The 26274-nt window shown below is 44.0% G+C and carries 22 protein-coding genes; 13 read left to right on the top strand and 9 right to left on the bottom strand.

The features are described from left to right. Nucleotides 1–12: 12 nt before the first annotated feature. Nucleotides 13–1836 carry a thiol reductant ABC exporter subunit CydD gene (cydD, locus tag CXK86_RS12035; RefSeq protein WP_101313789.1) on the top strand — a complete coding sequence of 608 codons (1824 nt, stop codon included), beginning with the start codon at nucleotides 13–15 and terminating at the stop codon, nucleotides 1834–1836. Further along, a complete protein-coding gene (gene cydC, locus CXK86_RS12040) occupies nucleotides 1833–3560 on the top strand; it encodes a thiol reductant ABC exporter subunit CydC (RefSeq protein WP_101313790.1) in 1728 nt (575 codons plus the stop codon). The genes cydD and cydC overlap by 4 nt, the downstream gene beginning before the upstream one ends. Before the next feature lie 143 nt (nucleotides 3561–3703). Here cydC and CXK86_RS12045 read toward each other — a convergent pair whose 3' ends face one another. Beyond that, nucleotides 3704–3979, bottom strand: coding sequence for a hypothetical protein (locus tag CXK86_RS12045; protein ID WP_101313791.1), 276 nt, complete (start codon nucleotides 3977–3979; stop codon nucleotides 3704–3706). 187 nt (nucleotides 3980–4166) lie between these two features. Here CXK86_RS12045 and CXK86_RS12050 point away from each other — a divergent pair, with 187 nt between their 5' ends. Further along, on the top strand, nucleotides 4167–5783 hold the full coding sequence (locus tag CXK86_RS12050; protein WP_180361751.1) for a helix-turn-helix domain-containing protein: 1617 nt from the start codon (nucleotides 4167–4169) through the stop codon (nucleotides 5781–5783). A 28-nt stretch (nucleotides 5784–5811) separates the two neighbouring features. Continuing rightward, on the top strand, nucleotides 5812–7557 hold the full coding sequence (locus tag CXK86_RS12055; protein ID WP_101313793.1) for a cache domain-containing sensor histidine kinase: 1746 nt from the start codon (nucleotides 5812–5814) through the stop codon (nucleotides 7555–7557). A gap of 106 nt (nucleotides 7558–7663) precedes the next feature. On the opposite strand, the gene CXK86_RS12060 is transcribed toward CXK86_RS12055, so the two are convergent. The 4 genes from CXK86_RS12060 to CXK86_RS12075 form a co-directional block, all read right to left on the bottom strand. Next, a complete protein-coding gene (locus CXK86_RS12060; protein ID WP_101313794.1) occupies nucleotides 7664–8554 on the bottom strand; it encodes a carbohydrate ABC transporter permease in 891 nt (296 codons plus the stop codon). A gap of 18 nt (nucleotides 8555–8572) precedes the next feature. Next, a complete protein-coding gene (locus tag CXK86_RS12065) occupies nucleotides 8573–9463 on the bottom strand; it encodes an ABC transporter permease (RefSeq protein ID WP_036615758.1) in 891 nt (296 codons plus the stop codon). Nucleotides 9464–9553: 90 nt separating this feature from the next. Then, complete coding sequence (locus CXK86_RS12070) at nucleotides 9554–11158, bottom strand: type 2 periplasmic-binding domain-containing protein (protein ID WP_101313795.1); 1605 nt, start codon at nucleotides 11156–11158, stop codon at nucleotides 9554–9556. Nucleotides 11159–11344: 186 nt separating this feature from the next. Then, the gene (locus CXK86_RS12075) at nucleotides 11345–12355 is read right to left on the bottom strand and encodes an alpha/beta fold hydrolase (RefSeq protein WP_101313796.1); all 1011 of its coding nucleotides are present in this window, start codon (nucleotides 12353–12355) and stop codon (nucleotides 11345–11347) included. 124 nt (nucleotides 12356–12479) lie between these two features. Between CXK86_RS12075 and CXK86_RS12080 the strand changes: the two genes are divergently transcribed. Together CXK86_RS12080 and CXK86_RS12085 are read left to right on the top strand one after the other, a co-directional pair. Next, nucleotides 12480–13364, top strand: a complete 885-nt coding sequence (locus CXK86_RS12080) for a LysR family transcriptional regulator (RefSeq protein ID WP_101313797.1) — start codon at nucleotides 12480–12482, stop codon at nucleotides 13362–13364. A 111-nt stretch (nucleotides 13365–13475) separates the two neighbouring features. After that, nucleotides 13476–13940: an NUDIX domain-containing protein gene (locus tag CXK86_RS12085; RefSeq protein WP_180361752.1), complete on the top strand. Its 465-nt coding sequence runs from the start codon at nucleotides 13476–13478 to the stop codon at nucleotides 13938–13940. Between the two features lie 162 nt (nucleotides 13941–14102). Here CXK86_RS12085 and CXK86_RS12090 read toward each other — a convergent pair whose 3' ends face one another. Beyond that, nucleotides 14103–14450: a winged helix-turn-helix transcriptional regulator gene (locus tag CXK86_RS12090; RefSeq protein ID WP_076253083.1), complete on the bottom strand. Its 348-nt coding sequence runs from the start codon at nucleotides 14448–14450 to the stop codon at nucleotides 14103–14105. Nucleotides 14451–14584: 134 nt separating this feature from the next. Between CXK86_RS12090 and CXK86_RS12095 the strand changes: the two genes are divergently transcribed. Both CXK86_RS12095 and CXK86_RS12100 read left to right on the top strand, forming a co-directional pair. Next, nucleotides 14585–15499 (top strand): DsbA family oxidoreductase, encoded by a 915-nt coding sequence (locus CXK86_RS12095; protein ID WP_101313799.1) that lies wholly within the window; start codon nucleotides 14585–14587, stop codon nucleotides 15497–15499. Nucleotides 15500–15615: 116 nt separating this feature from the next. Beyond that, entirely contained in the window at nucleotides 15616–16188 is a 573-nt protein-coding gene (locus tag CXK86_RS12100; RefSeq protein ID WP_101313800.1) for a hypothetical protein, read from the top strand. Between the two features lie 585 nt (nucleotides 16189–16773). On the opposite strand, the gene arfA is transcribed toward CXK86_RS12100, so the two are convergent. Continuing rightward, nucleotides 16774–18282 (bottom strand): arabinosylfuranosidase ArfA, encoded by a 1509-nt coding sequence (gene arfA, locus CXK86_RS12105; RefSeq protein WP_047843004.1) that lies wholly within the window; start codon nucleotides 18280–18282, stop codon nucleotides 16774–16776. A gap of 208 nt (nucleotides 18283–18490) precedes the next feature. Between arfA and CXK86_RS12110 the strand changes: the two genes are divergently transcribed. After that, nucleotides 18491–19408, top strand: a complete 918-nt coding sequence (locus tag CXK86_RS12110; protein ID WP_101313801.1) for an ArsR/SmtB family transcription factor — start codon at nucleotides 18491–18493, stop codon at nucleotides 19406–19408. Nucleotides 19409–19539: 131 nt separating this feature from the next. Then, a complete protein-coding gene (locus CXK86_RS12115) occupies nucleotides 19540–20664 on the top strand; it encodes a phosphotransferase enzyme family protein (protein ID WP_257467820.1) in 1125 nt (374 codons plus the stop codon). Between the two features lie 98 nt (nucleotides 20665–20762). Here CXK86_RS12115 and CXK86_RS12120 read toward each other — a convergent pair whose 3' ends face one another. Beyond that, nucleotides 20763–21614 carry a helix-turn-helix transcriptional regulator gene (locus CXK86_RS12120; RefSeq protein ID WP_101313802.1) on the bottom strand — a complete coding sequence of 284 codons (852 nt, stop codon included), beginning with the start codon at nucleotides 21612–21614 and terminating at the stop codon, nucleotides 20763–20765. A 177-nt stretch (nucleotides 21615–21791) separates the two neighbouring features. Between CXK86_RS12120 and CXK86_RS12125 the strand changes: the two genes are divergently transcribed. After that, nucleotides 21792–23198 carry a family 4 glycosyl hydrolase gene (locus CXK86_RS12125; protein WP_101313803.1) on the top strand — a complete coding sequence of 469 codons (1407 nt, stop codon included), beginning with the start codon at nucleotides 21792–21794 and terminating at the stop codon, nucleotides 23196–23198. Nucleotides 23199–23285: 87 nt separating this feature from the next. Here the strand turns inward: CXK86_RS12125 and CXK86_RS12130 are convergent, their stop codons facing one another. After that, nucleotides 23286–24173, bottom strand: a complete 888-nt coding sequence (locus CXK86_RS12130; protein WP_101313804.1) for a LysR family transcriptional regulator — start codon at nucleotides 24171–24173, stop codon at nucleotides 23286–23288. A gap of 152 nt (nucleotides 24174–24325) precedes the next feature. Between CXK86_RS12130 and CXK86_RS12135 the strand changes: the two genes are divergently transcribed. Both CXK86_RS12135 and CXK86_RS12140 read left to right on the top strand, forming a co-directional pair. Continuing rightward, nucleotides 24326–25072, top strand: a complete 747-nt coding sequence (locus CXK86_RS12135) for an acetoacetate decarboxylase (protein ID WP_083677352.1) — start codon at nucleotides 24326–24328, stop codon at nucleotides 25070–25072. A 14-nt stretch (nucleotides 25073–25086) separates the two neighbouring features. Further along, entirely contained in the window at nucleotides 25087–26118 is a 1032-nt protein-coding gene (locus tag CXK86_RS12140; RefSeq protein ID WP_101313805.1) for a ketopantoate reductase family protein, read from the top strand. The last annotated feature ends 156 nt before the right edge of the window (nucleotides 26119–26274 follow it).

The following is a 26274-nucleotide window of genomic DNA, read 5'->3' on the forward strand; positions in this document are numbered from 1 at the left end:
GAGGAGCGTTCAATGAAAAGGAGAGGCAAATCCAATCTGATCTCGCAGCAAATGTCTTTACAACCAAAAAACAGACTTCTCCTTGCGATCATTTCGCTGGCCCTTGGTGTAGCTATTATAAGCCAGGCCACCTTGGTGGCTGAAGCAGTCCAGCGAATCTTTGTAGAGAAAGCTTCCTTTTCATCAGTGATGCTGTTGCTTGTCCTATTACTGGTTGTTATGGCTGTACGCTCACTGTTGTCGTATGGCAATGGGAAAGTGGGCTTGCATATGGCAGTACGCGCCAAGACAAATATGCGAGCATCTGTGTTGCAGAACCTGACCCGCGCTTCCATGCCTTCAACCCTGAGTGGACAGACGGGAGGAAAGGTCAGTGTTGCTTTGGATGCTGTAGATGAGGCTGACAGTTATTTCAGTCAATATATGCCTCGAATGATGGAAGCTGCGATGATCCCGATTCTGATTCTGGTTGTTACGTTTACGCAGCACTCTAACACAGGCTGGATTATGCTGTTTACGGCACCGTTTATCCCGCTGTTCATGATCTTGGTTGGGCTCAAGACAAAGAACAAATCAGAAGAAAAATACGCGCAACTGGCTGAGTTTTCCGGTACATTTCTGGATTCGCTTCAAGGGCTGGTTACGTTAAAAATATTCGGACGGGCTAAACGTCAACAGCAGGAGATTGAACGCAGCAGTCTGGGGTATCGTGATGCCACCATGGGCATTTTGAAGATTGCATTTACAAATACGTTTATGCTGGAATCGATCGTGATGTTAAGCATTGGTATTGTCGCGCTTGAACTGGCTATTCAATTACTGGTTTTCAAATCGATGAGCTTCCACACGGCCTTTCTCGTGTTGTTACTCGTCCCTGAGTTTTACAGTCTGTTGAAGAATACAGGAACGGCTTTCCACAGCGGGCGAACCAGTATGGGGGCCATTCGCAAGGTGGAACAGATGCTCGCGGACACTAGTGTCAAGAGCACACAAACGAAGCCTGAAGAAGGACCGGATCAAAGCGAATTAACCGATGTCGATGCAATTGCAAAGATGGAAGAGCTTCGTACAGCTCGTGCCGAGTTGATAACAATGCCACCAACCATTGAACTGAACGATGTCCGATTCCAGTACACACCTGATTCCTTTGGACTTGAGACAGGACAGATCTCGATTGGACCGGGAGAACAGATTGCTATTGTAGGCAAAAGTGGCTCAGGTAAAACCACGCTGCTTCATCTCATTGCCGGTTTACTGAAACCAGATTCGGGAGCGGTTCTGGTTAACGGAAGCCAGCTTTCGCAACAGGATGAGGCTGCATGGTTTGAACGTGTTAGCTATATTACACAGCATCCGTATATTTTTGCAGGTACATTTGCCGAAAATATCGCGATTGGCGCGGGTCGGAACGTCTCCAAAGCTGAAATTGAGCAGGCGGCAGAGGAAGCAGGACTTGCTGGCGTTGTCGCTCAATTGGAGCAGGGACTGGACACATTTGTTGGTGAAGGTGGCCGGGGGCTGTCTGGTGGGGAAAAGCAGCGACTTGCCTTAGCACGTGCTTTTCTGAAGAGACCATACGTCATTTTGTTCGACGAACCCACCGTAGGACTGGATCTACACACCGAGCGGGTATTGCAACAATCCATTGCGGCATTAGCGAAAACGGCAACGATGATTACGGTGGCACACCGTTTATATACAATTCAACATGCGGACAACATTTTGTTTATGGATAGTGGGGTATTGGTGGATTCAGGACACCATGAAGCACTTCTGGCGCGTCTGCCTCAATATGCGGAGATGGTTGATGTACAACGGAAAGGAGGGTTAGCATGAATGAGCTGACGATTCTGTCAAAAGCGATGATTCAGGAGCGCAAGGATATCTTGCTTTCGATATTGGGCGGATTTATCGCCGGCATAGCAGGGGTAGCTCTCTTTTCCGCGAGTGGTTATATGATATCTCAAACAGTATTTGCGCCACCGCTGTACACCTTAATTGTACTCACCTCCATGGTCAAACTACTTGGTTTCCTTCGAGCGGCAAGTCGCTACGGGGAACGCTTGTATTCGCACAGGGCGACATTCTCCATGCTGAGCCGTTTGCGGACGTCCTTTTTTGCCAAACTGATCCCGGTAACGCCAGGTATATTGAACAAAAACCGAAGCGGGGATCTGCTTGCGCGGATCGTGGGTGATGTGGAAAGTTTGCAAAATTACTTTTTGCGGGTCGCGTATCCACCCATCATGGTCGTTATGGTGTTTTTGGCTACCATGCTGTTCACTTCGGCCTTTTCGATCTGGATTGCGTGTTTGTTAGTACTAGGTATGCTGATTACGGCATTTGTTGTACCAGGTATTGTCTTGTTAGGTCAGCGAAAAATACACGGACGTGTCCGCCAGCAACGGGCCTTGCTGTCCACGGAAGTGACCGAAGTGTTGTATGGTTTCAGGGATTTGAAAGTATACGGCCAATTGGAACAGCGTGAGCAACAGCTTCAGCAGGCTTCCGCTGCATTGGCAACGGAGCAGAAACAAGCCGCTTCGCACCTGTTGCGCGGGCAGTCCATGCACGTTTTTGTGACGTATCTCGTTACATGGGGAGTGCTAGCACTCAGCGCTTTCTTAATTGTGAATGGAGCATTTGCCGGTGTATTTCTCGCCATGCTGATCCTGGCCACGCAGACCGTGTTCGAAGAAGCTGCCGCAATGGCTATATTGCCTCTATATAAGCAGGACAGCGAACACGCCGCTCAGCGACTGGCGGAAACGGTGCCGACCTCCGATGTACAACCTGTACAGCCAAGCGGTGAAGTTTCAGCCGATCAGGCGGTTTCGATTGACCTATCCGGTGTTAACTTTCAATATGAAGGGGAATGGAGACCGGCGCTGAGGGAGCTATCTCTGCAACTTGCAGCAGGCTCCAAAACAGCGATTGTCGGGCCGAGCGGGTCAGGCAAGTCAACGATTATTGATTTGTTACTCAAGTTGCGCGCACCAACGTCTGGCGATATACGATTAAACGATGTTTCGGTGAAGGAACTGAATGAAGAGAGCATTTGGCAAGGAACGAATGTCGTGTTGCAGCAAAGCCACTTCTTCCGGGGAACCATCCGGGACAACCTGTTGCTGAATGGAGAAGAACATTCGGATGAACAACTGTCGGCTGTGCTGGATAAAGTCCAACTGCCGAATAAGTTGTTGACCGACATGGTCTATGAAAAAGGGGAGAACCTGTCGGATGGTGAGAAGCAGCGGCTGGCTCTCGCACGGGCCATGCTGCGCAAAGGACGGTTATGGCTTCTGGACGAACCAACTTCTTCGTTGGATTACGTCACAGAGAAACATGTGCTCCAGCATCTTCTTGCACAAGCATCCGAAGATACATTTCTTCTGATTTGCCATCGGCTGACGGGATTGGAAGAGATGGATCGGATTGTGGTCATGGACCAAGGCAAGATTGTAGAATCGGGTTCTTTCACTGAGCTGATGGAGCAAAAAGGTTATTTTTATGAAATGAAACAAATTGAACGACAAATGGTTGGAGACGCCGGGGCGTGAAAGGAATTTCAGTCTACTCAAGGTGTCGATAGTACTTCATAAAAGACTAAAGAACGTTACTGATGTTATCATCAATTAATCGTTCTTTAGTCTTTTTGTCTTTCTATTGAGAAGACTCGTTAAGCAGCAATGTTAATTTACCTTTACATAACAACAGATGATTCAGCCGTTTTATTTTTCTTCGCAAGCGGCTTTTTCCTTAGTGTCCTATCATACAAATATGGTTTTCCGTGATAATCCCGTGCATGCTTTTGTTTCTGCTTTTTATGTATATCAACCTTGATCTCCAGATTGGCAACGTTATTCTGGAATTCAGAAGCAATTCGTTTGCACCATTTCAAACCACTTTCTTCAGATGCACTGAAATGAACACGTAATAGATATCCGTTCACCGTTAATTCAAACTTGTATAAATTCATGATATGTATCCTTTCCAGACGGTCATGTTATGCTACACCAAATACGATAATCTGATTATAACAGGAACGTATGTTCTGTAAAAGTGTTATTTATGATACCCGCAATTCAATAAGGTTCGCTAGACATCTTTGCAACAGTCCGTTTAATGGTAAAATATCTAAAAATGGTTCATGTTGGGGGATACGCATGTATAAACTGATGATCGTAGATGATGAATTGCTCATGCGGGTTGGAATTCGTTCCATGCTGAATTGGGAAGAGTACAATTTCTATGTTGTTGGTGAGGCGGGAAATGGAAAAGAGGCATTAAGCCTTGCGCTTGAAGTGATGCCTGATCTAATTATTACAGATATTAAGATGCCGATTATGGATGGGCTACAGCTTATACAAGAGGCCTCCTGCGTACTGAAAACCTGTAAGTATGTCATCCTGAGTAATTTTGACGAATTTCATTATGTGAAAGAGGCGCTAAAACTTGGCGCTTCAGATTACTTGATTAAAAGTGAGATCACCGAATCCTCCCTTATTGACCTCCTGAGCACGGTTGGACAGAAACTGCAAAGTGAACATGTTCACCCAACCAACACACCCTCTATAACACAGGACTATTCCAAGAGCCTAAGATATCTAAAGGATAGTTTCTTCCAAGATATTGTAAGCGGATTCATTAGTGAGGAGGATATCGTCACCAAAGCGGAAGAACTGCATTTTCGTATACGTTCAGACCAGTTGGTTGTCATGAAGTTCATCGTGAACTATTACGAGGATGCAAAGCGGAAATATGTTGAGAAGGGGGAAAAGCTGCTCCGATTTTCGATTCTTAATATTATGGAAGAGATCATTCCATCGAAGTGGGAGAAAGAGATTTTTGTTGAAAGTTCCTCTGAATATTGGGTGATCGTCAATGTACTTCCTGAGAGCCAATCTGTACACGCCGACTTGAATAAACTATGTAATAAATTGCTGTCTTCCATCAAGGATTTTATGAATCTATCACTCACGGCTGGGGTAAGTAGAATGACTTCCGGTTTCCTTCACATCAGGACGGCCTGCCAAGAGGCAGAAACGGCCCTACAACAGAGTTTCTTCACAGGAAGCAACCAGGTGTTGTATTACGATGATATGGTTCAATCCCCAGATCGACATGAAGTTAAGGGGGCTTTAAGCCCGCAACAAGAACGAGATTTGTTGAAGTTGTGGGTAAGCAAAGACAACCAAATGGCGGAAAAGTTCCTTGAAGGAATCCGATCCAATCTGGAACAGCTACGAGCAGATGAGAATAGCATTCGCAAGCAATATATCATGGTAATGGAAACGATACATTCCCATCTATCCCGAGCTACGGAAAGAGGTGCCCCTTCTTTAACAGAAAAATCACCCTATGAAATCGTTCTAAAGGGGGAGTATTGGGAGGATATCCACCAAGATATGCTTGCTCATATTGCATATTACTTCCAAACCGATTCCCAAATCAAACAGGAAAGCACTTACACCGATCTCGCCACCGAATTGATCGACAAGTATTATGCGGAAGATATCTCACTGCAAAGTATCGCTAGCCAAATTAGTGTGAATCCGTCGTATCTCAGCCGTGTGTTCAAACAGGAACGAGGAGAGAATTTTATCACGTACTTGACCCGAGTTCGAATTGAACATGCCAAGGCGTATCTATTGAGCAGAGGAATGAGAGTGTATGAAATCGCAGAAAAGGTGGGTTACCATAATTACACGTACTTCAGTAAGATTTTCAAAAAATCGGTAGGTGTCACTCCTGAGGAATATCGAGAATTACAGCAGGGATGAATGTAATCGGTGAATAGAGGTGCAGCATATGAAGCATGTTCGGCCCTTCCGAATCAAGTACAAAATTATGGTGATCTGTATGACGGTCATTATCCTTCCGGTATTGGTGATGACAATCAATTCGTATTACTCATCAGAGCGTTTATTGGCACAGAACTATACAACGTTGCTAAACGATCTGGCCAAACAGACGAATATCCGCATTGACGAGTTCCTCAAGGAGATTGAGAAAATTTCGCTGCTAGCCAGCAATGGGCTTAGTGACAATCTATCTGCGACCCATGAAGGGAGTTTTCCGATCCAGGATTTCCTGCGAGAGGGTGATGAACAACATGAGATTGCCGCATACAATATTCTGATGAATTACATCATGATGAAAGATCGCGTATTCTCCATCTACCTCTACAATATGAACGGGGGGCAAGACCTTTTTGTCAGTCCACATCAACCCATTGATCCAAACTTCAAAGTAGCAAACGAATTGTGGTTTAAAAAGTTCATGCATGATAATGATCGAACCATTACCCTCACAACACGAATCGACGAGCAATTGGAGAATAAAATACTGGCAGTGTCACACGCTCGCAAAATTCATGATGTGACTAGTGGAAAACTGCTTGGCGTGATTGTTGTCAGCATTGATATCAAATTCATTGAAATCGTCAATCGAAACTTGCAGGAAGGGCTGCGCTCCAGATTCATGATCGTTGATGAGGATGACAAGATCGTTTATAACGTGAACGAACGATTGATCGGGACACTGTTCCGGGACAACGTTCGTCCGCCTGAATCACTAAATGTCGTGGTGACCAGTCCCCTTAGTCAGCAAAAATGGACAACTTACTTATATATGCCTTTGGATGAGCTGACTGCTGATGGCAAAATATTGGGTCGTAATCTGGTGACGCTTGCCATTGTCATTGTTCTTTTTGCTGCCGTCATATCCATCTTTTTATCTCATGTCATCACAACTCCCATTAAAAAACTGCTACGGAATATTGCTCTAGTCGAGAAAGGTCAGTTTGAACAAGTTGAACCTATTGGATCAAAAGACGAGATTGGACATTTATCCATTCGATTTAACAGAATGTCTCATGAATTGAAGCGGTTGGTCGAACGGATGCAGCAGGAAGAAATAGAGAAAGCCAAGGCCGAGATGCGTGCGCTCCATGACCAGATCAAGCCTCATTTTCTGTATAACACCCTTGGGTCGGTTAAATGGATTGCCTCGATGCAGCAGGCAGACAAAATCGTGGAAATGACCGATGCACTAATCTCGATGCTTCGCTATGCAACAAAATCTGATGGAACCCTCGTAACCATTCGTGAGGAACTTGATAATATAACGAATTACGTAACGATCCAGAATGTCAGGTACTACGATTGTATTCAGATGAGATACGAGATTGAGGATAGACTGCTGGATTATCGCATGCCCAAAATGATTCTACAGCCCATTGTGGAGAATGCAATATTTCATGGACTCGCTGAACTCGAAGAAGACGGAATCATCACCATTCGGATTCAATCACAGCTGGATGAAGTTGTGATCGAGGTCTGCGATAATGGTGTTGGTATGGATCATCATACGATGCAGAATCTATTGGAAGAAAAGTCCGGTGCAAGTAGGGGAACGAATGGGATTGGATTGCATAATGTGCAGCGGCGGATTCAACTTCATTTTGGTAAACCTTATGGAATTCAGGTGGAGAGTAAAATAGGTGAAGGTACCATTTTCTCCATTCTGCTGCCTGCCATCCTAGAACCCAAATAGTCATACAAGCTTTCATTTATGCATCTCATAATGCGGTACAGCGATCATAAAAAATAAGTTTAGATATAAACAAAGGGCTCGCAGTATGAACTGCAAGCCCTTTTGTTCACCCTTTGACGCTACCTAACACCAAACCTTTGGTGAAATATTTCTGTAAAAACGGATACACAAGTAAAATCGGAATGGCACCCAAGAACATCTGAGCGGCGCGCCCCGTTCTGGCGTTCATCATGGACAACAGCTGCGTATAATCTGACCCAGATTTCAGCATGATTTGCTCAAAACTTTGCAGAAGGGTCTGGAGGTAACTTTGTAATGGATAATTGGCTGGATTGTTCATATAGATAATGCCATCGAACCACGAATTCCAGTGGGCAACGATACTGAACAAACCAACCGTAGCGAGAGCGGGCTTGAGAAGTGGGAGTAGAATACGAAGCAATACCTGTACAGGCCCGGCACCATCGATAATGGCTGATTCTTCAATCTCCTCGGGCAGCCCCCGAATGAAATTCATGAGGATAATCATACTGAATACGGGGAGGGCCCCAGGCAGGATCAGAGACCAGATGGAATCGATCAGTCCCATTTTGACAACCACGAGATAGGTTGGAATTAGTCCTCCACTGAATAACATGGTTATTATGAAAAATCCCATATAGATATTACGCCCCATCAATTTTTGTTTTGATTTGGAGAGGGGATAAGCCGTGAGTACGATCAGAACCAGATTCACCACCGTTCCGATAACGGTTCGTTGAATGGCTACCCAGAGAGAGGAGAAAAATGATCCTCCAGTTAATGCAAATTCATAGGCTTTTGTCGTAAATTCCACAGGCCAGAACGTGACACTCCCCGCAGATACAGCTGAGCTGCTGCTGAATGAAACAGCCAGCAGGTTGATAAACGGCAGAATACATAGGAGAGAGATTAGAAGCAGTATGGTGTAGTTTAAGATAAGAAACACACGTCTGCTCATACTTTTATCATAGATCATAATGTGAGTTCCTCCTTCTTAGAAGATACGATAACCAGCCACTCTGTAAGCCAGGATGTACGATACAGCAACGAGGACACTGGAAATGATCGATTTGAATAACCCAACAGCGGTACCAATTGAATACTGTGCTTGTTGAATTCCTAAACGGTAGACATAGGTATCAATAATATCACCCGTCTGATAGACAACAGGGGAGTAGAGATTATAGATTTGGTCAAAGCCAGCATTGAGTACGTTTCCAAGTGAAAGTACGGTCATTAAAACAATGGTTGGCATGAGTAGAGGCAACGTAATGTAGATGGTTTGTTTCCACCGTTTCGCTCCGTCGATCACGGCGGCTTCGTAAAGTCCCGGATCAATACTGGTCAGGGCTGCCAAATAAACAACCGTGCCAAACCCGAATCCTTTCCATATGTCACTCACAATCATCGTCCAAGGAAAAATAGAAGGTGTGCCAAGAAAGGAGATCGGTGCAATCCCAAATACACTTAGAAATGTATTGATAATGCCGTCGGAGCTAAGGATATCCAGCATGATACCAGCCATAATGACCCAAGAGAGGAAGTTCGGAATGTAGACAAGGGTTTGAAATGTACGTTTGATTCCACTATGCAGTACCTCGTTAAGCAGTAATGCAAAAATTACGGGTACGATTATACCACCGATAATCTTAAAGACAGACATGTACAATGTATTCCAGATCGTTCTTACAAAGTTCGGCTGATTAAATATGTGGGTGAAATTATCCCATCCTACCCATGGCGAGTTAAAGCCAAGGCCCGGATTGTACTTCTGAAACGCAATAATAAGTCCGTAGAAAGGGATGTAACAAAAGATGAAGACCAAGACCAGGCTTGGAATCAACATGAGATGGTAAGGACTCTGCTGCTTCCATTTTCTCAACATACATATTCCTCCGTTCCTTGTACGCCAAATGTAATCGCTATCAAATAAAGGGGAGAGATAACCCTCGTCCCCTCTTTGTGACAAACGAAATTATTTCTTCCCGTAGGCTTCATTAACTGCCTGAGTTGCGTCATCGCCCCCGGCTGCAAGCCAATTCTGGACAATAACATCGAAATAATCGATACTTTCGCTACCCATAATGATCTTGGTGAAACCTTCAGTCAGGATATCATCCAAGGTTGTTCCGTAGCTTGAAAGTATTTCTGGCGTAACACCCCATAAGGCCGTCTTTGTATAGTTCTCGCTGTCCAGTACTTTCTTGGCAAGACCATACGCATTCTTTGGAGCCCCTTGTTGCAAATAATCACCAACTGCTCCTGGGGTTGCATTCTCCATGAATTCCACACTGTTGTTATATTTTTGCCACATACCCGAAGTTGTGAGTCCACTGGTATCCTTGGATTGAAGGGCAGCGGAGACCGCCTCAAATTGCTCGTAATCGGAATTCGGATTAAGTACACGGAACGCTCCAACAACATGGGCAATATCGTTGTCCAGCAAGGCGGATAACGTTTCTGTGGATTCCTTGCCATTGCCTTCATCCACAATATAAGCGTAGTCGTTCAAAATTTTGATCACTTCTTCAGGGCTCTTAAATCCCTTTTTCATAACGATATAATTGTTGTTAGCGAAAAAGATGGATTGTTTGGCTTCTTTCCCATCAACGGTAGGGATGATATAAGGGTAGAAGATGGCGTCCTTACCCAGATTGGATACCGTATCGACACCCGGATTATAACCCCACCATTGGTAATAAGGCTGCATTCCCACTTTGCCGGCTACGATATCCGCGTTCATCGCATTAAAGTCTTTGATTGCAAATTCCGGATCAATGATGCCTCGCTTGTACCATTCTGACCACTCAGCCAGCGCATTTTTCATCTCAGGCTGCACGGAGCCGTACACGAGTTTTCCAGTGCTATCCTCCATCCACATATCCGGATGCGCATTCCATGCAATGGCCAGCAGGTTGAGGTAATCCAACGATTGGTCTACCGCTATACCATAACCACCGTGTTTTTCCATGAATTTTAGTGCGATATTTTTGATGTCTTCCACAGATTTTGGATCTTGGACTCCCAATTCTTCTTTCCAGTCGTTCCGAATCCAGATGAAGTCTGGTTGTTCAATTAATCCCCAGTGCATCTGTGGTATCCCGTATAGCTTACCGTCTTTCTTTCCAGATTCGTAACTGTCTGCATCTGCTTCCATGTAACCTTTGAGACGATCTGAAGCGTGTTGATCAAATACCTCGGTAAGGTCCATGACCATATCTGCTTCGACTAACTGTCTCAGTTGTGATGGATTAACTCTGAATACGTCAGGAAGATCGTTCGATGCGATAGCCAAATTGAGTTTTGTATCGTACTCATCGCTAACCCAGTCTGTTTTGACGTTGATATTAAACTTCTCTTTGTATCGCTTAATCCATACATTGTTGGTGATATCGTCGCCCTTTGGATATTTTGCTGAAGTGTATTCTGATGTTACGGTGTGAATGGTTGTCGTTCCAGCCTCGTTGGAATCCGTGTCCGTCGTTGAACCTTTATCGGCACCGCTTCCATTGCTACAGGCTGCGAGTAATAAGGTTGACATGCACACAGACAAGACTAAGGCTTTCGTTTTCTTGTTCATTTCTTTTCCCCCTTATCAGTCATATTTCAATAACGCTTACTTGAAAATATTCTAAACGAGAAAGGGGGAACGTGATATAAAGGTTATTGACGAGAACTGGTATCTTTTTTTACTTTTGAGTTGTAGCGGAGAAAAGAATAATGAGCTTTGTGCACTTTTTTTACTTTGTGCTCCTTCTTTTTTTACTCATGACTCCAAAAATTGCTTTAGATGACGATCGATAACGAGTGAATCCTCTTCGTTTGCTCCGATTCCAAAGCAGTGTCCCCACTTGGACTCTATAGGTTGATACACCGCGTTTGGCATATGCTGAGCATCATACGAACTGTCTTCTGGCGTGAAGAACAAGTCACTTGATCCTGGCATAACGAGTGCAGGAGCAGTGATCTTGCTTAACGCCTGTTCGAAGTTGCCGTCATCTACGGGATTATCGCTAATGTCTCCATAGATTCCTGTACGTAACATGGTAATCAAGTCGTTAGCATCGAAGGGAAGAAATACTTGATCCCAGTAATCTTCTACATAAGATTTCAAGGAGTCGTACCCCTCAGATTGGTACAATTTCTCCAAATAGTATGCCTGCGAGAACCCCCATGGAGCATAAGCTCTTCCCATCGCTGCGAGACCGGCAACCGGAGGGCGTTCATATCTACCATTTTTATAAACTGAATCTGCCTGTAACGCCGCGATCATTGCTTTGAATACCAACTGTGTATGGGGTCTGCTCTTTGCCGTCCCGCCAAAGGGGGCAATACGCTCGACCATCTCAGGATAACTGGTTCCCCATTGATAAACCTGCATGGCTCCCAGAGACCAGCCCACAACAAGTTTGATTTTGGAGATACCGAATTTTTGAGTGATGAGTTTTTGTTGGGCATGCACATTGTCATACATGGAGATGATAGGGAAGTTGTTCTTATCATATGGGGCAGGGGTATTACTTGGAGAAGACGATAATCCGTTACCCAACATATTGGGCACAATGATAAAATAACGACTGGGGTCCAGTGCTTTGTCCGTTCCAATTAACCATTCATTATCTGTGTGAATTCCAGCAAACCATGTTGGGACAACAATAACATTGTCCTTTGCCGTATTTAAGTTTCCATAGGTCTTGTAAGCGATAAAGGCTTGAGGGAGCTGTTGTCCCGATTGAAGTAATGTATCTCCAAGGTTATATGTTTCATAATCGTTCATAGATTGATTCTCCTTATAAAATAGTAATAACTTGATTTCACTCTACAATACGTCTATTATCAATTCAACGAAACGTTATCGAACATATCATTCATTTATTTTGAACTTAGGAGGTGCCTGACTCATGGAAATACGCCAGCTAAAAACCTTTTGGACACTTGCATCGACCTGCAGCTTTAGTCAAACTGCTGAATTATTGAGCTATGTACCGTCTACCATAACCATGCAAATCAAATCGCTGGAAGAAGAGCTCGGGGTGAAATTGCTGGATCGATTAGGCAAAAAGGTTGTGTTAACGGATGCTGGCCAACAGTTTCTGCCGTACGCCACTAAGATATTAAACGATGTAGAGGAAGCAAAGTGTATATCCAGTCAGCACGGAGAATTGGCGGGAACGGTTGTGATCGGAGCAGATGAAGTGCTGTGTGCATATCTTCTTCCAGCCTTGTTCAAACGCTTCCGAGCGGACTATCCTGGTGTGCGGTTATTGTTCCGCCCCCTGTCTGGGCAAGAGCTTAAATCGAGTCTGAGAGAAGGGCATGCCGATGTCGTCTTTGTATTGGATGAGCAAATTAATTCCAAAGACCTTCATTCAGAGTTTTTAAAGGATGAGACCTTTCAAATGGTGGCTTCTCCCGATCATATGTTAGCATCGCGTTCCGTGTTAGTTATCGATGACTTCCACAAACAGCATTTTTTGCTGACCGAAAAGAACTGTTCGTATCGCACTTATTTTGACCAATCCATAACGAAGAAAGGTGCAGATGCTCTGACAGAGCTGGAGTTTCATAGTGTAGAAGCCATTAAACAATGTGTTGTGGCTGGTCTAGGGATCGCTTTATTACCTGAAATGGCTTTGAAGAAAGAGTTGAGCGATGGGGAAGTGGTTGCACTACCGTGGGATTTATCAGATGTATCCTTTTCTGCGCAAATGCTCTGGCATCGGGAAAAATGGATCTCTCCGTCTATGGCTGCTTTCATGGAGGTCGCCAAGAGTGAGTTGATTTGATTGTTCAGAATTTGTTTAGAGGTATGTGTTAAAATATTCTTCATGGAGATCGTGAGGTTAAATGGAATCAACCTTCAACAACATGATACAGATATATATGGGGGATTAGCAATGGAGAGAAAGATTAGAAATTCTGCAAAAGCATTGATCATTAAAGACGGGAGAATGCTTGCAATGAAGCAGGATGATAATGATGAAGTCATCTACATTCTGCCTGGTGGGAGCCAGAATGCAGGTGAAACCCTGACGGATGCTGTGAAGCGTGAAGTTGCGGAAGAAATCGGAATAGATGTAGAACCGTTATCACTGGAATTTGTCATTGAAGGTGTATACGGTGAGGCTCTTCATCGTGTAGATTTTGTTTTTTTATGCGAGTACATAGGTTTGATGGACCAAGATAGTTCTATTCTGCCAAATGACGAAAATCAGGTGGAATATGAATGGCTTGAAATTAAAAATATAAACGAACTACCTTTATTTCCTTCAAAATTACGAAAGCAGATCATTAGATTGGTTGAGGGAGAAAAAACGGTTATGTATTTAGGAAATGAGGAAGATGACGACCTGAATAGTTAGATGTGTACACGTTGTAAACAAGCGGCCGTCTTGTATTTATAAAGGAAAGGCTATTTCAAAGGACATGATGATCCAGTGAAATAGCCTTTTTGTCGTTGAACAAAGTGTACAGAGCGATTCAAAAATGAACATCTATGATAAGGGGTTACAATAGGCCAGGAGTTATATATCTTGTTGCTTCACGCCTGCTGTCATATTTTTCTGACCCCATATTACCATGGATTCAATTAAAGGAACCAATTCCTTGCCTGATTCTGTGAGTGAATACTCCACTCTCGGTGGCACCTCGTTATATTGCTCCCGATGCACGATGCCGGAATGAATCAAATCCTTCAAACAGTTCGTTAACATCGTTCCGGTAATGCCAGGCAGTCTTCTTTTTAATTCATTGTAACGTATACAGTCATTTTCACTGAGGATTGCCAGGATCGGAAGATTCCACTTGCCTCCAATGACCTGAAATGCATAAGTCGCTGGACATAACTGATCAAAATTAAACTCGTATTTCACTTGATACCCTCCAATAGTATACTTTTTGATACTAAGTCAGAAAAAGAATCGTACTTGTTCAGAAGATTGTAGACATTATAATCAAACTAACACAAGAAAATCAATTCATAAGACAATATAAAGGCGGGATACACGTGAGTAACGAATCTATGATGTGTGATCTGGAAACAGGCGTATGTGGTGTGAGCGAAGAAGAGGCGATGCAAGAAATCAATCTGAATCATGTTGAGAAAAGGATAACTCTATATTACGCAACAGATCCGATCTGCTCTCACTGCTGGGCACTTGAGCCTGTGCTTCATCGGTTTATTGAGGAATACGGCCATTATTTTACGCTACAAATCAAAATGGGTGGGCTACTGGCTAACTGGAATGGTTTCTCGGATGGCGCTAACGGGATTCAGAAACCTTCGGACGTTGCAGCGCATTGGAAGGAAGTGGGTGAACATTCACGCATGCCCATCGACGGTTCCTTATGGCACGATAATCCAATACTTTCTTCCTATCCGCCATCTCGCGTATTTAAGGTCATTCAGAGTACACATCCTGGGAAAGAGCAGGACTTCTTAAGACGTGCGCGTGAAGCCGTGTTTGTATTTAATCGAAATATTGGAGAAGATGATGTGCTGACGGATATCGTCAATCAACTGGGCTTGAATGGAAAAGAAGTGGTTGAGGCGGCTGCACAGCAATCTGCACAAGATTTATTAGAGGAAGACTTTGAGAGTGTCGCTGGTTTGGGAGTTAGAGGTTTCCCATCCATTATCATTGTGAATGAAGAGAATCAGGGTATAAAAATTGTCGGAGCGCGTTCTCTTGAAACATATGTGCAAGCACTTCAGCAGGTGCTCGGTAGTGATCTGAAACCCAAACAGATAACCTCGTTGGAGCAGAAAATCAATGAAGGACACCTTCTTTTTTCTAAAGAAATTGAGGTCTTGTACAATATCGAAAAGAGTGATATTGAATCATATGTGAAATCTGAATTGGCAGAGCACACATATCGTATGGGTCATATTTTGAATGAGATGTATATTGAGCATATCTGAGGCAGGAGCCGTGTTAGAATCTTCCTGCTTTCGGCACACGGATGTGTTATTCGCACAGGCAAGTCGTCCACCCATTGCGTAGACTGAAGTAGATCAAGTCAAGTGAGGTGAAATCCATGGCTACAACCAATGAAATACACGTCCGGGTGAAACGGCTCAAGGATCGCCCAGTCTGCGTGACTCTTCATAATGGCGAGACGTACGTCGGGTACATCTCTGGCGTTAACAGCGAAGGCGTAGTGCTTACCGGGGGCGGAAAGCTTACTCAGGCCGCAATCACAGCACCCTCATCTGAAGGCAGTGCTCGCAAAACCAAACCTAAAGCAGGGGCTACGAGAAAAACAGCATCCTCTCGAAACCGTAAACGGGTGAACAGCACACGTAAGTCGCAAGTACGATCCCGGTCGATGTCTCGTTCAACGTCTAGGCAAGCCCAGGTATCCTCTTTCATGCCTATGCTAGGCTCATTGTTAGGTGGCTTTGGCGGTGCAGGCTCGATTGGAGGTATGTTAGGCGGGGGTATGCGGTTGTTTGGCATGATCCAGCGGTTTACACCTGTGGTCAAAATGGGGTATGGCATGATTAAGCAGATTCAGCCATTTATGGGGGCAGTTCAAGGGCTGATGACTCCAGCAAGCCAAGCAGCTCAGGCTGAAACCGAAGTTGAAGAGGAAGCACAACAAGGATAATACTTGAAATGAAAATCGTGAAATAGAACACAACCTTCGTTGCATTTGGGAAGGAAGCATTGCTAGTATGTTGGGTGATTTGATCTCTTTCTGGTCTGGTCTGTTCCTTATCTTCTTCTCTGTTCTGTTTCAGCTTCTTCGCTAGATGCTTCACTGCAAGCTGCTCTCCGTACGCCAAACGGAGGGTGGCTTATTTGCTTATGCTGTAAATGGGGTTCGAACCAGCTCGATTTAGCATGCTTGCTTAGCGCTAACGAACCTCAGAAACCGTATTCGAGTCAATATCAAGCCATTAAAATTCTAACGAATATGACAAACCCTATTTGCTGCAAAATGTAGGACATAGTATGAAAAAGGGGCTGATTCTGCAGCATAACTTCTCCTGTGTTCGTTAAATTCGTTCGTTGCGAGGAATAAAAACTGAGGTTTCAAATACGAGTCTAAAATCTAACTTTGATACCATGTACTTCGACCGACCACTGTCATACAGCAAAAAGCACCGCGCGCAGGGAGCTGCACGCGGTGCGGAAAACAATGCTGATGTTGCAGAGTAGAAACTGATTCTATTCCGCTGTTATTAAGCCTCTATGCCTGTTTGGTTTTGAGGCGAATCACGTTCCATGATGCTTTGTTCAAGACTGCTTGCACTTTACCCTGGTCAACCGTTGTATATCCGCCGTTGTGAGGAACAACGTTACGTGGGTTTTCTTTAGTATTGGTTGCTTTCAAGTCGTTGTTCTCCAATACGATATGCTCCACAAATGTGGTTTCTCCGAAGGAACGCAGATCCACATTCAGTTCCAACTTCTCATCCAGATGTCTGTTCACCGCAAAGATTGTGATCGTGCCGTTTTCTTCATCATGCACACTGATTGCTTCGAGATAAGGCACATCTGTAAAGTCTTTGGAATCATATTTAGGTGAAGTTGTGATGGATCGCAACACCGTACCACGACCGAAGTTGGATGCATGCATGAATGGGAAATACGTCGTCTGGAACCAGATTGCTCCGTTATTTTCCGTCATGATTGGTGCAATGGTGTTAATCAACTGAGCAAGGCAAGCCATTTTTACACGGTCGGCGTGCTTGAGTATGGTAATCAGATAACAGCCCACAGCCAGTGCATCTTCATGTGTATACACATCTTCAAACTCTGGAGGCGCAATCTGCCACCGTTCTTCCATACGGCTTGTGCCGATGGATTTCCAGACATTCCATTCATCCAGAGACAGCATTAATTTCTTTTTGCTGCGTTTCTTGGCTTGTACAAAATCACAGATTGAAGCCACACTATCAATAAATTGATCGAGATCCAGCGATGTCGCCAGGAAGTCATACGTGTTGTCTTTATTATTGTTGTAATACTGATGCAGGGACAAGTAGTCCACATTTTCATAGGTGAGATCCAGCACGGTTGCTTCCCAATCTGCAAATGTACTCATGTCACGGCTGGAACTGCCGCAAGCCACAAGCTCGATATCCGGGTCTACCCATTTCATCGCTTTAGCGGTCTCATTGGCAATACGCCCATATTCATATGCAGTCATTGCACCAATCTGCCAAGGGCCGTCCATTTCGTTGCCTAGACACCAGGTTTTGAATTTATGCGGGTCCTTGTAACCGTGAGAGATACGCAGATCACTCCAGTATGTGCCAGATGGGTGGTTGCAGTATTCGATCAGGTTTCTGGCCGCATCAATGCCGCGAGTACCCAGGTTTACAGCCATCATGACTTCGGTTCCAACCAGTTTGGCCCAATCTGCAAATTCGTTTGTTCCTACCGCATTTGTTTCAATCGTCCACCAAGCGAGTTCAAGTCTGCGTTTACGCTCCGCTACCGGACCAACGCCGTCCTCCCAATTGTAACCGGATACGAAATTGCCGCCCGGATAACGAACAATTGGCACATTCAAAGCTTTAATCGCTTCAATGGCATCCTGACGGAAACCTTGAGCATCTGCCGTAGGATGACCTGGATCATAAATACCGCCGTATACGGCCCGTCCCAGATGTTCTATAAATGAACCATAGACACGCGGATCTACTTCAGCAATCTGAAAGTCTTTATCGATAAGCATTTTGGATGTAAGCATGGTAAGTACCTCCATTGGATGAATTCATATTTTTAAAAGAATTAACAGTGGTATTGAATTCGCTTAAAAGCAAAATCAAATCATTGATTTGTTATCTAATATGTATCATAATGCTTATATATTGAGCAAGTTCATTTTTATGAGTTCGCTAAATAACGAATCCTGAAATTGAAATAGATCGATTTTACTCAAAAAGGAAGTGGACATCATGATGCTTGGGACAGATGCAGCTTCATTGCTAATTTACGAGGCACTGGCAAGTGAAGCCCGTTTAAACATTGTGCGCCTGCTGCTACAAAACAGGGAAATGCATATCAATGCGCTTGCCCAAGAGCTTTTTCTGAGCAAAGCTATTGTAAGTACACATGTAAGCAAGCTGCAAAAAGCAGGAATTGTCGGTAGCCGAATGAAACGGGAGAACGGTGGAACCTATAAATACTGTTTTATCGTACGAGAATTCATGACTATTAACCTGTCACCAGAGCCTGTTGATGCTCCTTACCATGAAATATCCATACCGGTAGGTCAGTATACAGATTATGAAGCGTGGCCGACCTGCGGGATTGCGACAACTACGCAGATGATTGGACAGTACGACACGCCTGCCTGCTTTATGGACCCGGATCGGGTGAACGCGGGAATCCTTTGGATGGCACGAGGTTTTCTTGAATATAAGATTCCCAATTATCTGAATACAGAACAGCATCTCCAGGAAATTGAAATTTCACTCGAACTCAGTTCGGAAGCACCCCAAGTTAATGAAAACTGGCCTTCTGACATCCGTTTTTCCCTTAATGGTCATCACCTCGGAACTTGGACAAGCCCAGGGGATTTTGGAGATCGGAAGGGCAAACATACACCGCTATGGTGGAAATTGGACGTCAACCAGTATGGTGTACTGAAGGTGCTGCGTATTAACGGAGAAGGGACGTTTATGGATAGCCAGCGCATCTCAGATGTGCGTATCCATGATCTGGAGCTGGATTCATCCACTTACTGGACGTTTGGATTAAGACCGGAAGAAGGGGTGCCCGGTCGAGGCGGACTTACGTTGTTCGGGAAAGGGTTCGGCAACTACGATCAGGACATTTTGATAAGGTACTATTACGAGGCTGCTGAGTTATAAATTTGGCTAGTAAAATGTGGAATATTAGGATAAGATGTAACCATCTGAACAAAAAGGAGCGTTTTTAAATGTCTAACAAGGTGATTTTGCTTTAGGTTCACAGAAGGATATTTGCGTTACAGAGATTCCTTTTGTGGACATTGCAGTGCGGGAAACCGTCCAAACAATGTTTACTGGAGGAGATTATTATTAATTTTAACGAAGCTGTTAACATCAGCAATACGCATGTACTGGCATTGGTATCCGAGTTGTTTGACCTGGAGGGTTACAATATTCAGCTTATTCCGCCTCATGAGGGTGGACGTAATGTGGTTTACACTTGCGAGCAAGAGGGGCGTGAATCGCTAATTCTACGGGTGTCTTTTTTGCCTGACAGAAAGCGGGAAGATTACATTGCCGAACTGGAGTATGTCCGGTATCTGTTTGAGCACGGTGCAAGTGTCTCGAATGTAGTCAGCTCGAAAAAGGGCGATCTGTTAGAAGAGGTCACTTATGGTGAGCATACGTTCTTTATCTGTATGTTTGTGAAGGCCACAGGGAAGTTGCTGGTAGAGAACCATTATCAGTACCGGGAAGGCGTTCCACTTAGCGAATACTATTATAATAGCGGTAAAGTTCTGGGCAGAATGCATCAGCTATCGAAAGGGTACACTCCCGTCCATCGCCGGCATCATTTGATTGACAATTACAGCGGTGAATATATCGATAACCTAGTACCTGAATCATTTCCTCTACTTAAGGAGAAGATGGTTGAGCTTCTGAATACCTTAGAAGGTTTGGATACAAACCAAGAGACATTTGGCATGATCCATTTTGATTATAATGACGGGAATTACTCGATCGATTTTGATACCGGTCAGATCGCCGTGTATGATTTTGATAATTCATGCTTCGGTTGGTATATGTATGATCTGGCCGATCTATGGACACATGGAGTCGGCTGGGTTCAATTTGAGTCGGATGCGGATAAACGCAGACAGTTCATGGATGACTATTTTCAAAATGCCCTCGCTGGATATACTTCCGAGACCAAGATCGAAGATTCGATGTTGGAGAAGCTGCCTTTATTTATTCAAGTTACTCTCTTGGAGAATATTCTAGGTCAATTTGAGGAAATGCAGCGTGCTGGCGAAGAACCGGAAACTGACGAAGCACTGTTGTATCTCATTAAATGTCTGGAAGAGGATATACCATATAAGGGATTTTTCCATGACATTTATTCGAGTGAAGCTCCGTTTGAGTATGAGGGACGCTGAAGGGACCTGTACGTAAACTAAACCCTGAATAACCAAGGATTCATCAAGTTATTAGGCAGCCGGATCGACCGGTTGCCTCTTTGTTTGTCTGCAGCATGTTATTCAAATTTGGAAGGAGGCACATTGTAAAATTTTTTGAAGGCTTTGGAGAACGTAAAGGGATCGGGATAACCCAGAAATCCAGCAATTTGCTGAATCGTATATTTTTTCTCGTACAGATAGTCTCTGGCCCGATTCATTTTGATCTGATTGATGTACTGTCCTGGTGTAATACCTAGAATTTTCTTGAACAACGAAATAAAGTATTTCTCGGAGACGCCAGCAATATCTGCAAGTTCGTTAACTCGGATGGCACGATGCAAATTCGCATCCACGTATGGGAACACGTTCTGCAGAACTTCAAGACTTCCTTCAATTTTCCTCGGCTTTCGATCGTTCAGAAACTCACCGTGATATAGGCCCTGCCCGTGTAATTCCAAAATTTTGGCAATGACGAGAAGCAGAGAGGCTTTCAAGTAGAGTGGACTTCCGGAAGGGCTGCTAATCTGCTTGAACCTTCGATAGGACGAAGTGAATAGCGTTGATTCTTCTTGAATCAGATTGCCAGGTACGATGCCAGGGAGTTGAAACTCGACGAGAATTCGCTTTTGCTCAGCGATGCTGAAATCAAAGTGCATGTATACAAATCGGCACAGCTCTCCGGTCGTGGAAGCAGTGTAGGGCATATCCGGATAAAAAAACACGACGTCACCCAGGCCCGCCATATGTTCGATTCCATCGATGGTAATCTTGACAGAGCCTGCTGTAATGAACCACAGATCATAATCGGAATGAGACTTGTGTTCCATCCAATCGCTGTCGTGCGTTTGTTCCAGATAAGAGCTCATGCGAAGTGTGACATACTCCGAAAGTTCGTTGATTATACTCATATTTACAGTTCCTGAATGCATCTAATCCAACCTAATCCTCTCTACTTTATGACATCCTTCATGTTATAACTATTATAATAAAGGATTTATCCCTTGTTAACTATCGTACGATATGACATGTTTTGAAAACTATCACACATTCCGATTCCAGCCCGCTCCCCTATAATGAACTTATATCGTTACGAGGAGGGGTTATTGATGAATGCTACAAGTACACAACATCCAAAGGTAGTTGTTATTGGGGCGGGCAGCCTGTTTTTTGGTCGGCAGTCCATCTGGCAGATGGTTCAATCCCCATATTTGAATCAGGGAACGCTGGCTTTGGTGGATACGGACGAGGAACGTCTCTCGAAAATGGTAACACTGGCGGAGAAGGTCGCGAGAGAGAACAACGTATCCTTAAAGATTGAGGGCTCGGTGGATCGAAGACAGGTGCTTCCGGGAGCCGACTTTGTTGTGCTCAGCTTTGCGGAAGAATCGGTGAAATATCGGGGCATCGACTGTCAGATTTCTCTAAAGTATGGGATTCGCATGTGTTCTGGCGATACGATTGGCCCGGGCGGAATCTTTCGCGCGATGCGGGAACTGCCGGTTATTATGGAATGCGCCACAGACATTGAGGAGTTATGTCCGGATGCTTGGGTGATCAATTATATTAATCCATCTACCGTTCACGGCATTGCATTACATCGTTATGCACCGAAACTTAAATCTTTTGCGCTGTGTGATAGTCATCATATGCCGCATAAAAAAGCCTATTACGCCGTAAGAGCGGGTATCATTGGGGACAATAGCCAGTTCACTGAGGAGATCAACCAGAAATTCGATTTTCGAATCGCTGGTGTCAATCATTTCACTTGGCTGCTCAAAGCCGAGTATGAAGGAAAAAATGTGATGCCCACGATCGCAGAAGCCATGCGCAAGATGGCAGGTGACGAGAATAACGGCGGTGATCGCGGCGCAAAAGCTCTTTTTAACGATGCGATCACCTATGAACTGTATGATATTTTTGGAATCATTCCCACTTGTACGGCGCATACGAAGGAATACGTTCGGTATTGGCAGGGTCTTGGTAAAACTGCGGACACCATCCCGCCATTATCGATCTGGGAGACAGAGGACAGATATGAGCGTCACGATGAAATGTGGCAGCAAGTCGATGACTTCCTTACAGGACACATCCCGATTGCCAATTACATGAGCACCTTCGGACCGGATCATGCGACAGATATCATCGAAAATATGGTGGGGAATTTGGGCAAAAAGTTCTTTATCAATACGCTCAATCAAGGCGCTGTAACCAATATGAATAACGATTCGTTCCTGGAGCTACTGTGCGATGTAGATATGGATGGGGTGAAGCCACTCCATGTAGGCGAGATGCCACGTGGAATTAGAGGTATGCAAGAACTTGTACTGGATACGCATGAGCTCACAGTTGAAGCTGTTCTGGAACAGAGCTACGAGAAGCTGAGAAGGGCGATGCTCACTGACCCGCTCGTGAGTTCCATCAGTGACGCAGACAAGATCATCCATGAATTGTTGGAACTGGAGCGTAAGATGATTCCGGACGTTTGGTATAAGGACAGACTGCAGTATAGCTAAGAACGATAACGACAAAAGACCATGTCGGTTCCTTCCAAGGAACAAACCTGGTCTTTGTTTTTATCGTTTGTCATGTATAAAGAAATCCTATTCCACTTTAAACAAGCCAGCATGGTCTTCATAATACGAAGTAATAAAATTACGAAATTCTCTTACAGCAGGAGATAACCATTTTTGTTTGACCCAGGATAGGCTAATGGGATATATAGCTGAATCAACTGCAATTTTTACATAACGTAACCCTAGTTTTCTACATACGGAGATCGGAATTAATGCAACACCCTGATTAAGCCTGATAATTTCAAGCAGGGTATGAGAATCGACCTCAAATGCATGATTGGGGAGGAAGCCTGCTTTTTCACAGAGCATGGTGGTAAATTGGCTGTACTCCTTATTATCGGCAAGGGAAATAAAGGGCTCATTTGCAACAACACTTAATGAAATGCTTGTCTCTCCGCCGTATGCATGATCCGTGGGCACAACAAGAACAATGTCCTCCTCAACAAGAACAACACTCTCAATCTCCTCATCCTGAATCGGATGCCCCGTAATGCCCAGATGCATGTCGCCTTTCTTCAATTCTGTAATAATTTCACTGCGTGTCCCAATACCCTGATGAAGCTTGGTTTCGGGGGTACCGTTGATATAGTCACTAATGAGACCTGTGAGGAATCGGGTATTCGTAATTGAGATCCTGATTGTATTGAATATTTGCTGTTCCTCCGCTTTAATCTCCATCTCTGCATTTTCAATTTCAATAAAAATCCTGTTTACGTGCTTCAATAAAATTTCACCTGAGGAATTCAATTGAATGTTTCGTCCTCTTCTGTGGAATAAGGGGGTGCCCAGTTCATCCTCAAGTCTTTTAATCGTCAAGCTTAGGGAAGGTTGAGCAATATTCAATTGCGCAGCTGCCTTGGAGATATGTTCGGTATAGGCAACGGTCTGAAAGTATTTAAGCTGAAGCAATTCCATTTATCTGCACTCCTTATTTATTTTGATAAATATATATAGTACTTATTATGTATTATATTAAATTTAAATATTGATGTAGAATTTTTTTATGAGATACAGATCAAATTTTTATATAACAAAACTTAACTAAATTTATGAGGTAGGTGTCTTTGATGAAAATCGATGTGAATAACATAGCTAAAAATCTGAATACACCACTAACGGCACCGGCATACCCGATGCCACCGTACAAATTCGTGAATCGTGAATATTTGAATATTATTTACCGAACCGATGAAAAGGCGTTGCGGGCAGCCGTACCAGAACCACTGGAAATTACAGAACCATTGGTTAAATTCGAAGTGATGTGGATGCCGGATGTTTCTGGACTGGGTGCTTATACAGAAGCTGGACAAGTTATCCCTGTTCAATTTAATGGGGAGGAAGGTGATTATGTGCATTCGATGTACGTAGACAATTTCCCCGCGATTGCGAGTGGTCGAGAGCTCACCGCCTATCCGAAAAAACTGGGTGCGCCTAAGTTGTATACCGATTCAGATACACTTGTCGGCACACTTGATTATGGAACGCTGCGTGTAGCCACGGCAACGATGGGATATAAACATGTGGAGATGGATAAAGAGTTCGCCAAACGTGAAATATGCCGACCTAATTTTATGATTAAGATGGCTACCGACTATACCGGGAATTTAAGAATATGTGATCTGATCCGTACTCAAATTACGGACATCGAAGTGAAGGAGGCTTGGACAGGACCTGCCCGGCTTCAATTGTTCGAACATGCGTTAGCACCTCTTGCAGATCTGCCTGTGTTGGAAGTGGTATCCGCTTCTCATATCCTTACCAACCTAACCTTAAACGCTGCACAACCTGTATATAACTACCTGGAAGAAAAATAAGGAGGAAAAATAAAATGAGAATTGCAATTGTAGGAGCAGGATCTTTGGGAACCATCGTAGGTGCATACCTTGCGGATGGTGGACTGGACGTTGAGTTAATTGATGCATATCAAGAACATGTAAATGCTTTAAATCAGACCGGTGCTAAAGTGACGGGTACCACAGAGTTTCAGGCCAAAGTAAAAGCAATTACTCCTGATCAAAAATCAGGACAGTATGACCTCGTGTTACTTTTAACCAAACAACTCTACAACGATTCCATCCTTCAGGAACTACTTCCATTCTTGAATGAAGACAGTATGGTGTGTTCCTTGCAGAACGGGATTCCGGAAGAAAAAGTGGCGTCCATTGTGGGTGAAAAACGTGTCATTGCTGGCTCCGTTGAATTTGGCGCTACGCTCATTGAACCGGGTGTGTCGAGCCTGACCATCGAGTACACTCAATTTAAGCAGTATGCTTTTCAGATTGGTGAATTAAATGGTGAAATCACCGAACGAATTCAGCGCGTGAAATCGGTGTTGGACCTTGTAGGTGGAACACACATTTCCGATAACCTGGTTGGAACCAAATGGTCCAAATTGCTGATCAACAATGCATTTAGTGGTTTATCAGCTGCTTTGAATGGGGAATATGGGGACATTCTTGATCAAGAAGCCGGCATTGTGAGTGCAGCCCATATTGCGGACGAGACAATTAAAGTTGCTCGCGCCAATGGGGTTACCTTGGTTAAAATGAATGGATTCGACATCGCTTCACTCGAACTGAACAGCAAAGAAGATATCCCTGAACGGGTGAAAACATTACGTTACGTGATGGAGCCCTCCAGATTGCTCAAAGCAAGCATGCTTCAAGATCTGGAGAAGAACCGCAAAACGGAAATTGATTACATTAACGGAGTTGTTTCAAGCAGGGCAGAAGGTACGGGAATTGTCACACCTTATAATGATTTAGTAGTAAAACTGGTCAAATCTGCTGAAGAAACTCAAACCGTTCCTGATTTTGACACGAACATAAAAGCTTTTGAAGAACTATTAAGTGCACATTAATAAATTCAATTATTTCAACTGAAAGTCGCTAATATAGCGGCTTTTTTGTTGTATCAGTAAATCCTGTCAGGTTTAAATTTAAGACGAGGAGACTGTTTTTCGTATTTTTTATTTCCTAACATTATACAAAAAGGGGAATTAATTTTGATATAATAT

The organism is Paenibacillus sp. BGI2013 (genome assembly GCF_002843485.1).
Taxonomy (GTDB): Bacteria; Bacillota; Bacilli; order Paenibacillales; family Paenibacillaceae; genus Paenibacillus; species Paenibacillus amylolyticus.

Bases quoted from the DNA above. Each gene is read 5' to 3' on its own strand.
- cydD (WP_101313789.1), top strand. From the start codon at position 13: ATGAAAAGGAGAGGCAAATCCAATCTGATCTCGCAGCAAATGTCTTTA.
- cydC (WP_101313790.1), top strand. From the start codon at position 1,833: ATGAATGAGCTGACGATTCTGTCAAAAGCGATGATTCAGGAGCGCAAG.
- CXK86_RS12045 (WP_101313791.1), bottom strand. From the start codon at position 3,979: ATGAATTTATACAAGTTTGAATTAACGGTGAACGGATATCTATTACGT.
- CXK86_RS12050 (WP_180361751.1), top strand. From the start codon at position 4,167: ATGTATAAACTGATGATCGTAGATGATGAATTGCTCATGCGGGTTGGA.
- CXK86_RS12055 (WP_101313793.1), top strand. From the start codon at position 5,812: ATGAAGCATGTTCGGCCCTTCCGAATCAAGTACAAAATTATGGTGATC.
- CXK86_RS12060 (WP_101313794.1), bottom strand. From the start codon at position 8,554: ATGATCTATGATAAAAGTATGAGCAGACGTGTGTTTCTTATCTTAAAC.
- CXK86_RS12065 (WP_036615758.1), bottom strand. From the start codon at position 9,463: ATGTTGAGAAAATGGAAGCAGCAGAGTCCTTACCATCTCATGTTGATT.
- CXK86_RS12070 (WP_101313795.1), bottom strand. From the start codon at position 11,158: ATGAACAAGAAAACGAAAGCCTTAGTCTTGTCTGTGTGCATGTCAACC.
- CXK86_RS12075 (WP_101313796.1), bottom strand. From the start codon at position 12,355: ATGAACGATTATGAAACATATAACCTTGGAGATACATTACTTCAATCG.
- CXK86_RS12080 (WP_101313797.1), top strand. From the start codon at position 12,480: ATGGAAATACGCCAGCTAAAAACCTTTTGGACACTTGCATCGACCTGC.
- CXK86_RS12085 (WP_180361752.1), top strand. From the start codon at position 13,476: ATGGAGAGAAAGATTAGAAATTCTGCAAAAGCATTGATCATTAAAGAC.
- CXK86_RS12100 (WP_101313800.1), top strand. From the start codon at position 15,616: ATGGCTACAACCAATGAAATACACGTCCGGGTGAAACGGCTCAAGGAT.
- arfA (WP_047843004.1), bottom strand. From the start codon at position 18,282: ATGCTTACATCCAAAATGCTTATCGATAAAGACTTTCAGATTGCTGAA.
- CXK86_RS12110 (WP_101313801.1), top strand. From the start codon at position 18,491: ATGATGCTTGGGACAGATGCAGCTTCATTGCTAATTTACGAGGCACTG.
- CXK86_RS12120 (WP_101313802.1), bottom strand. From the start codon at position 21,614: ATGCATTCAGGAACTGTAAATATGAGTATAATCAACGAACTTTCGGAG.
- CXK86_RS12125 (WP_101313803.1), top strand. From the start codon at position 21,792: ATGAATGCTACAAGTACACAACATCCAAAGGTAGTTGTTATTGGGGCG.
- CXK86_RS12130 (WP_101313804.1), bottom strand. From the start codon at position 24,173: ATGGAATTGCTTCAGCTTAAATACTTTCAGACCGTTGCCTATACCGAA.
- CXK86_RS12135 (WP_083677352.1), top strand. From the start codon at position 24,326: ATGAAAATCGATGTGAATAACATAGCTAAAAATCTGAATACACCACTA.
- CXK86_RS12140 (WP_101313805.1), top strand. From the start codon at position 25,087: ATGAGAATTGCAATTGTAGGAGCAGGATCTTTGGGAACCATCGTAGGT.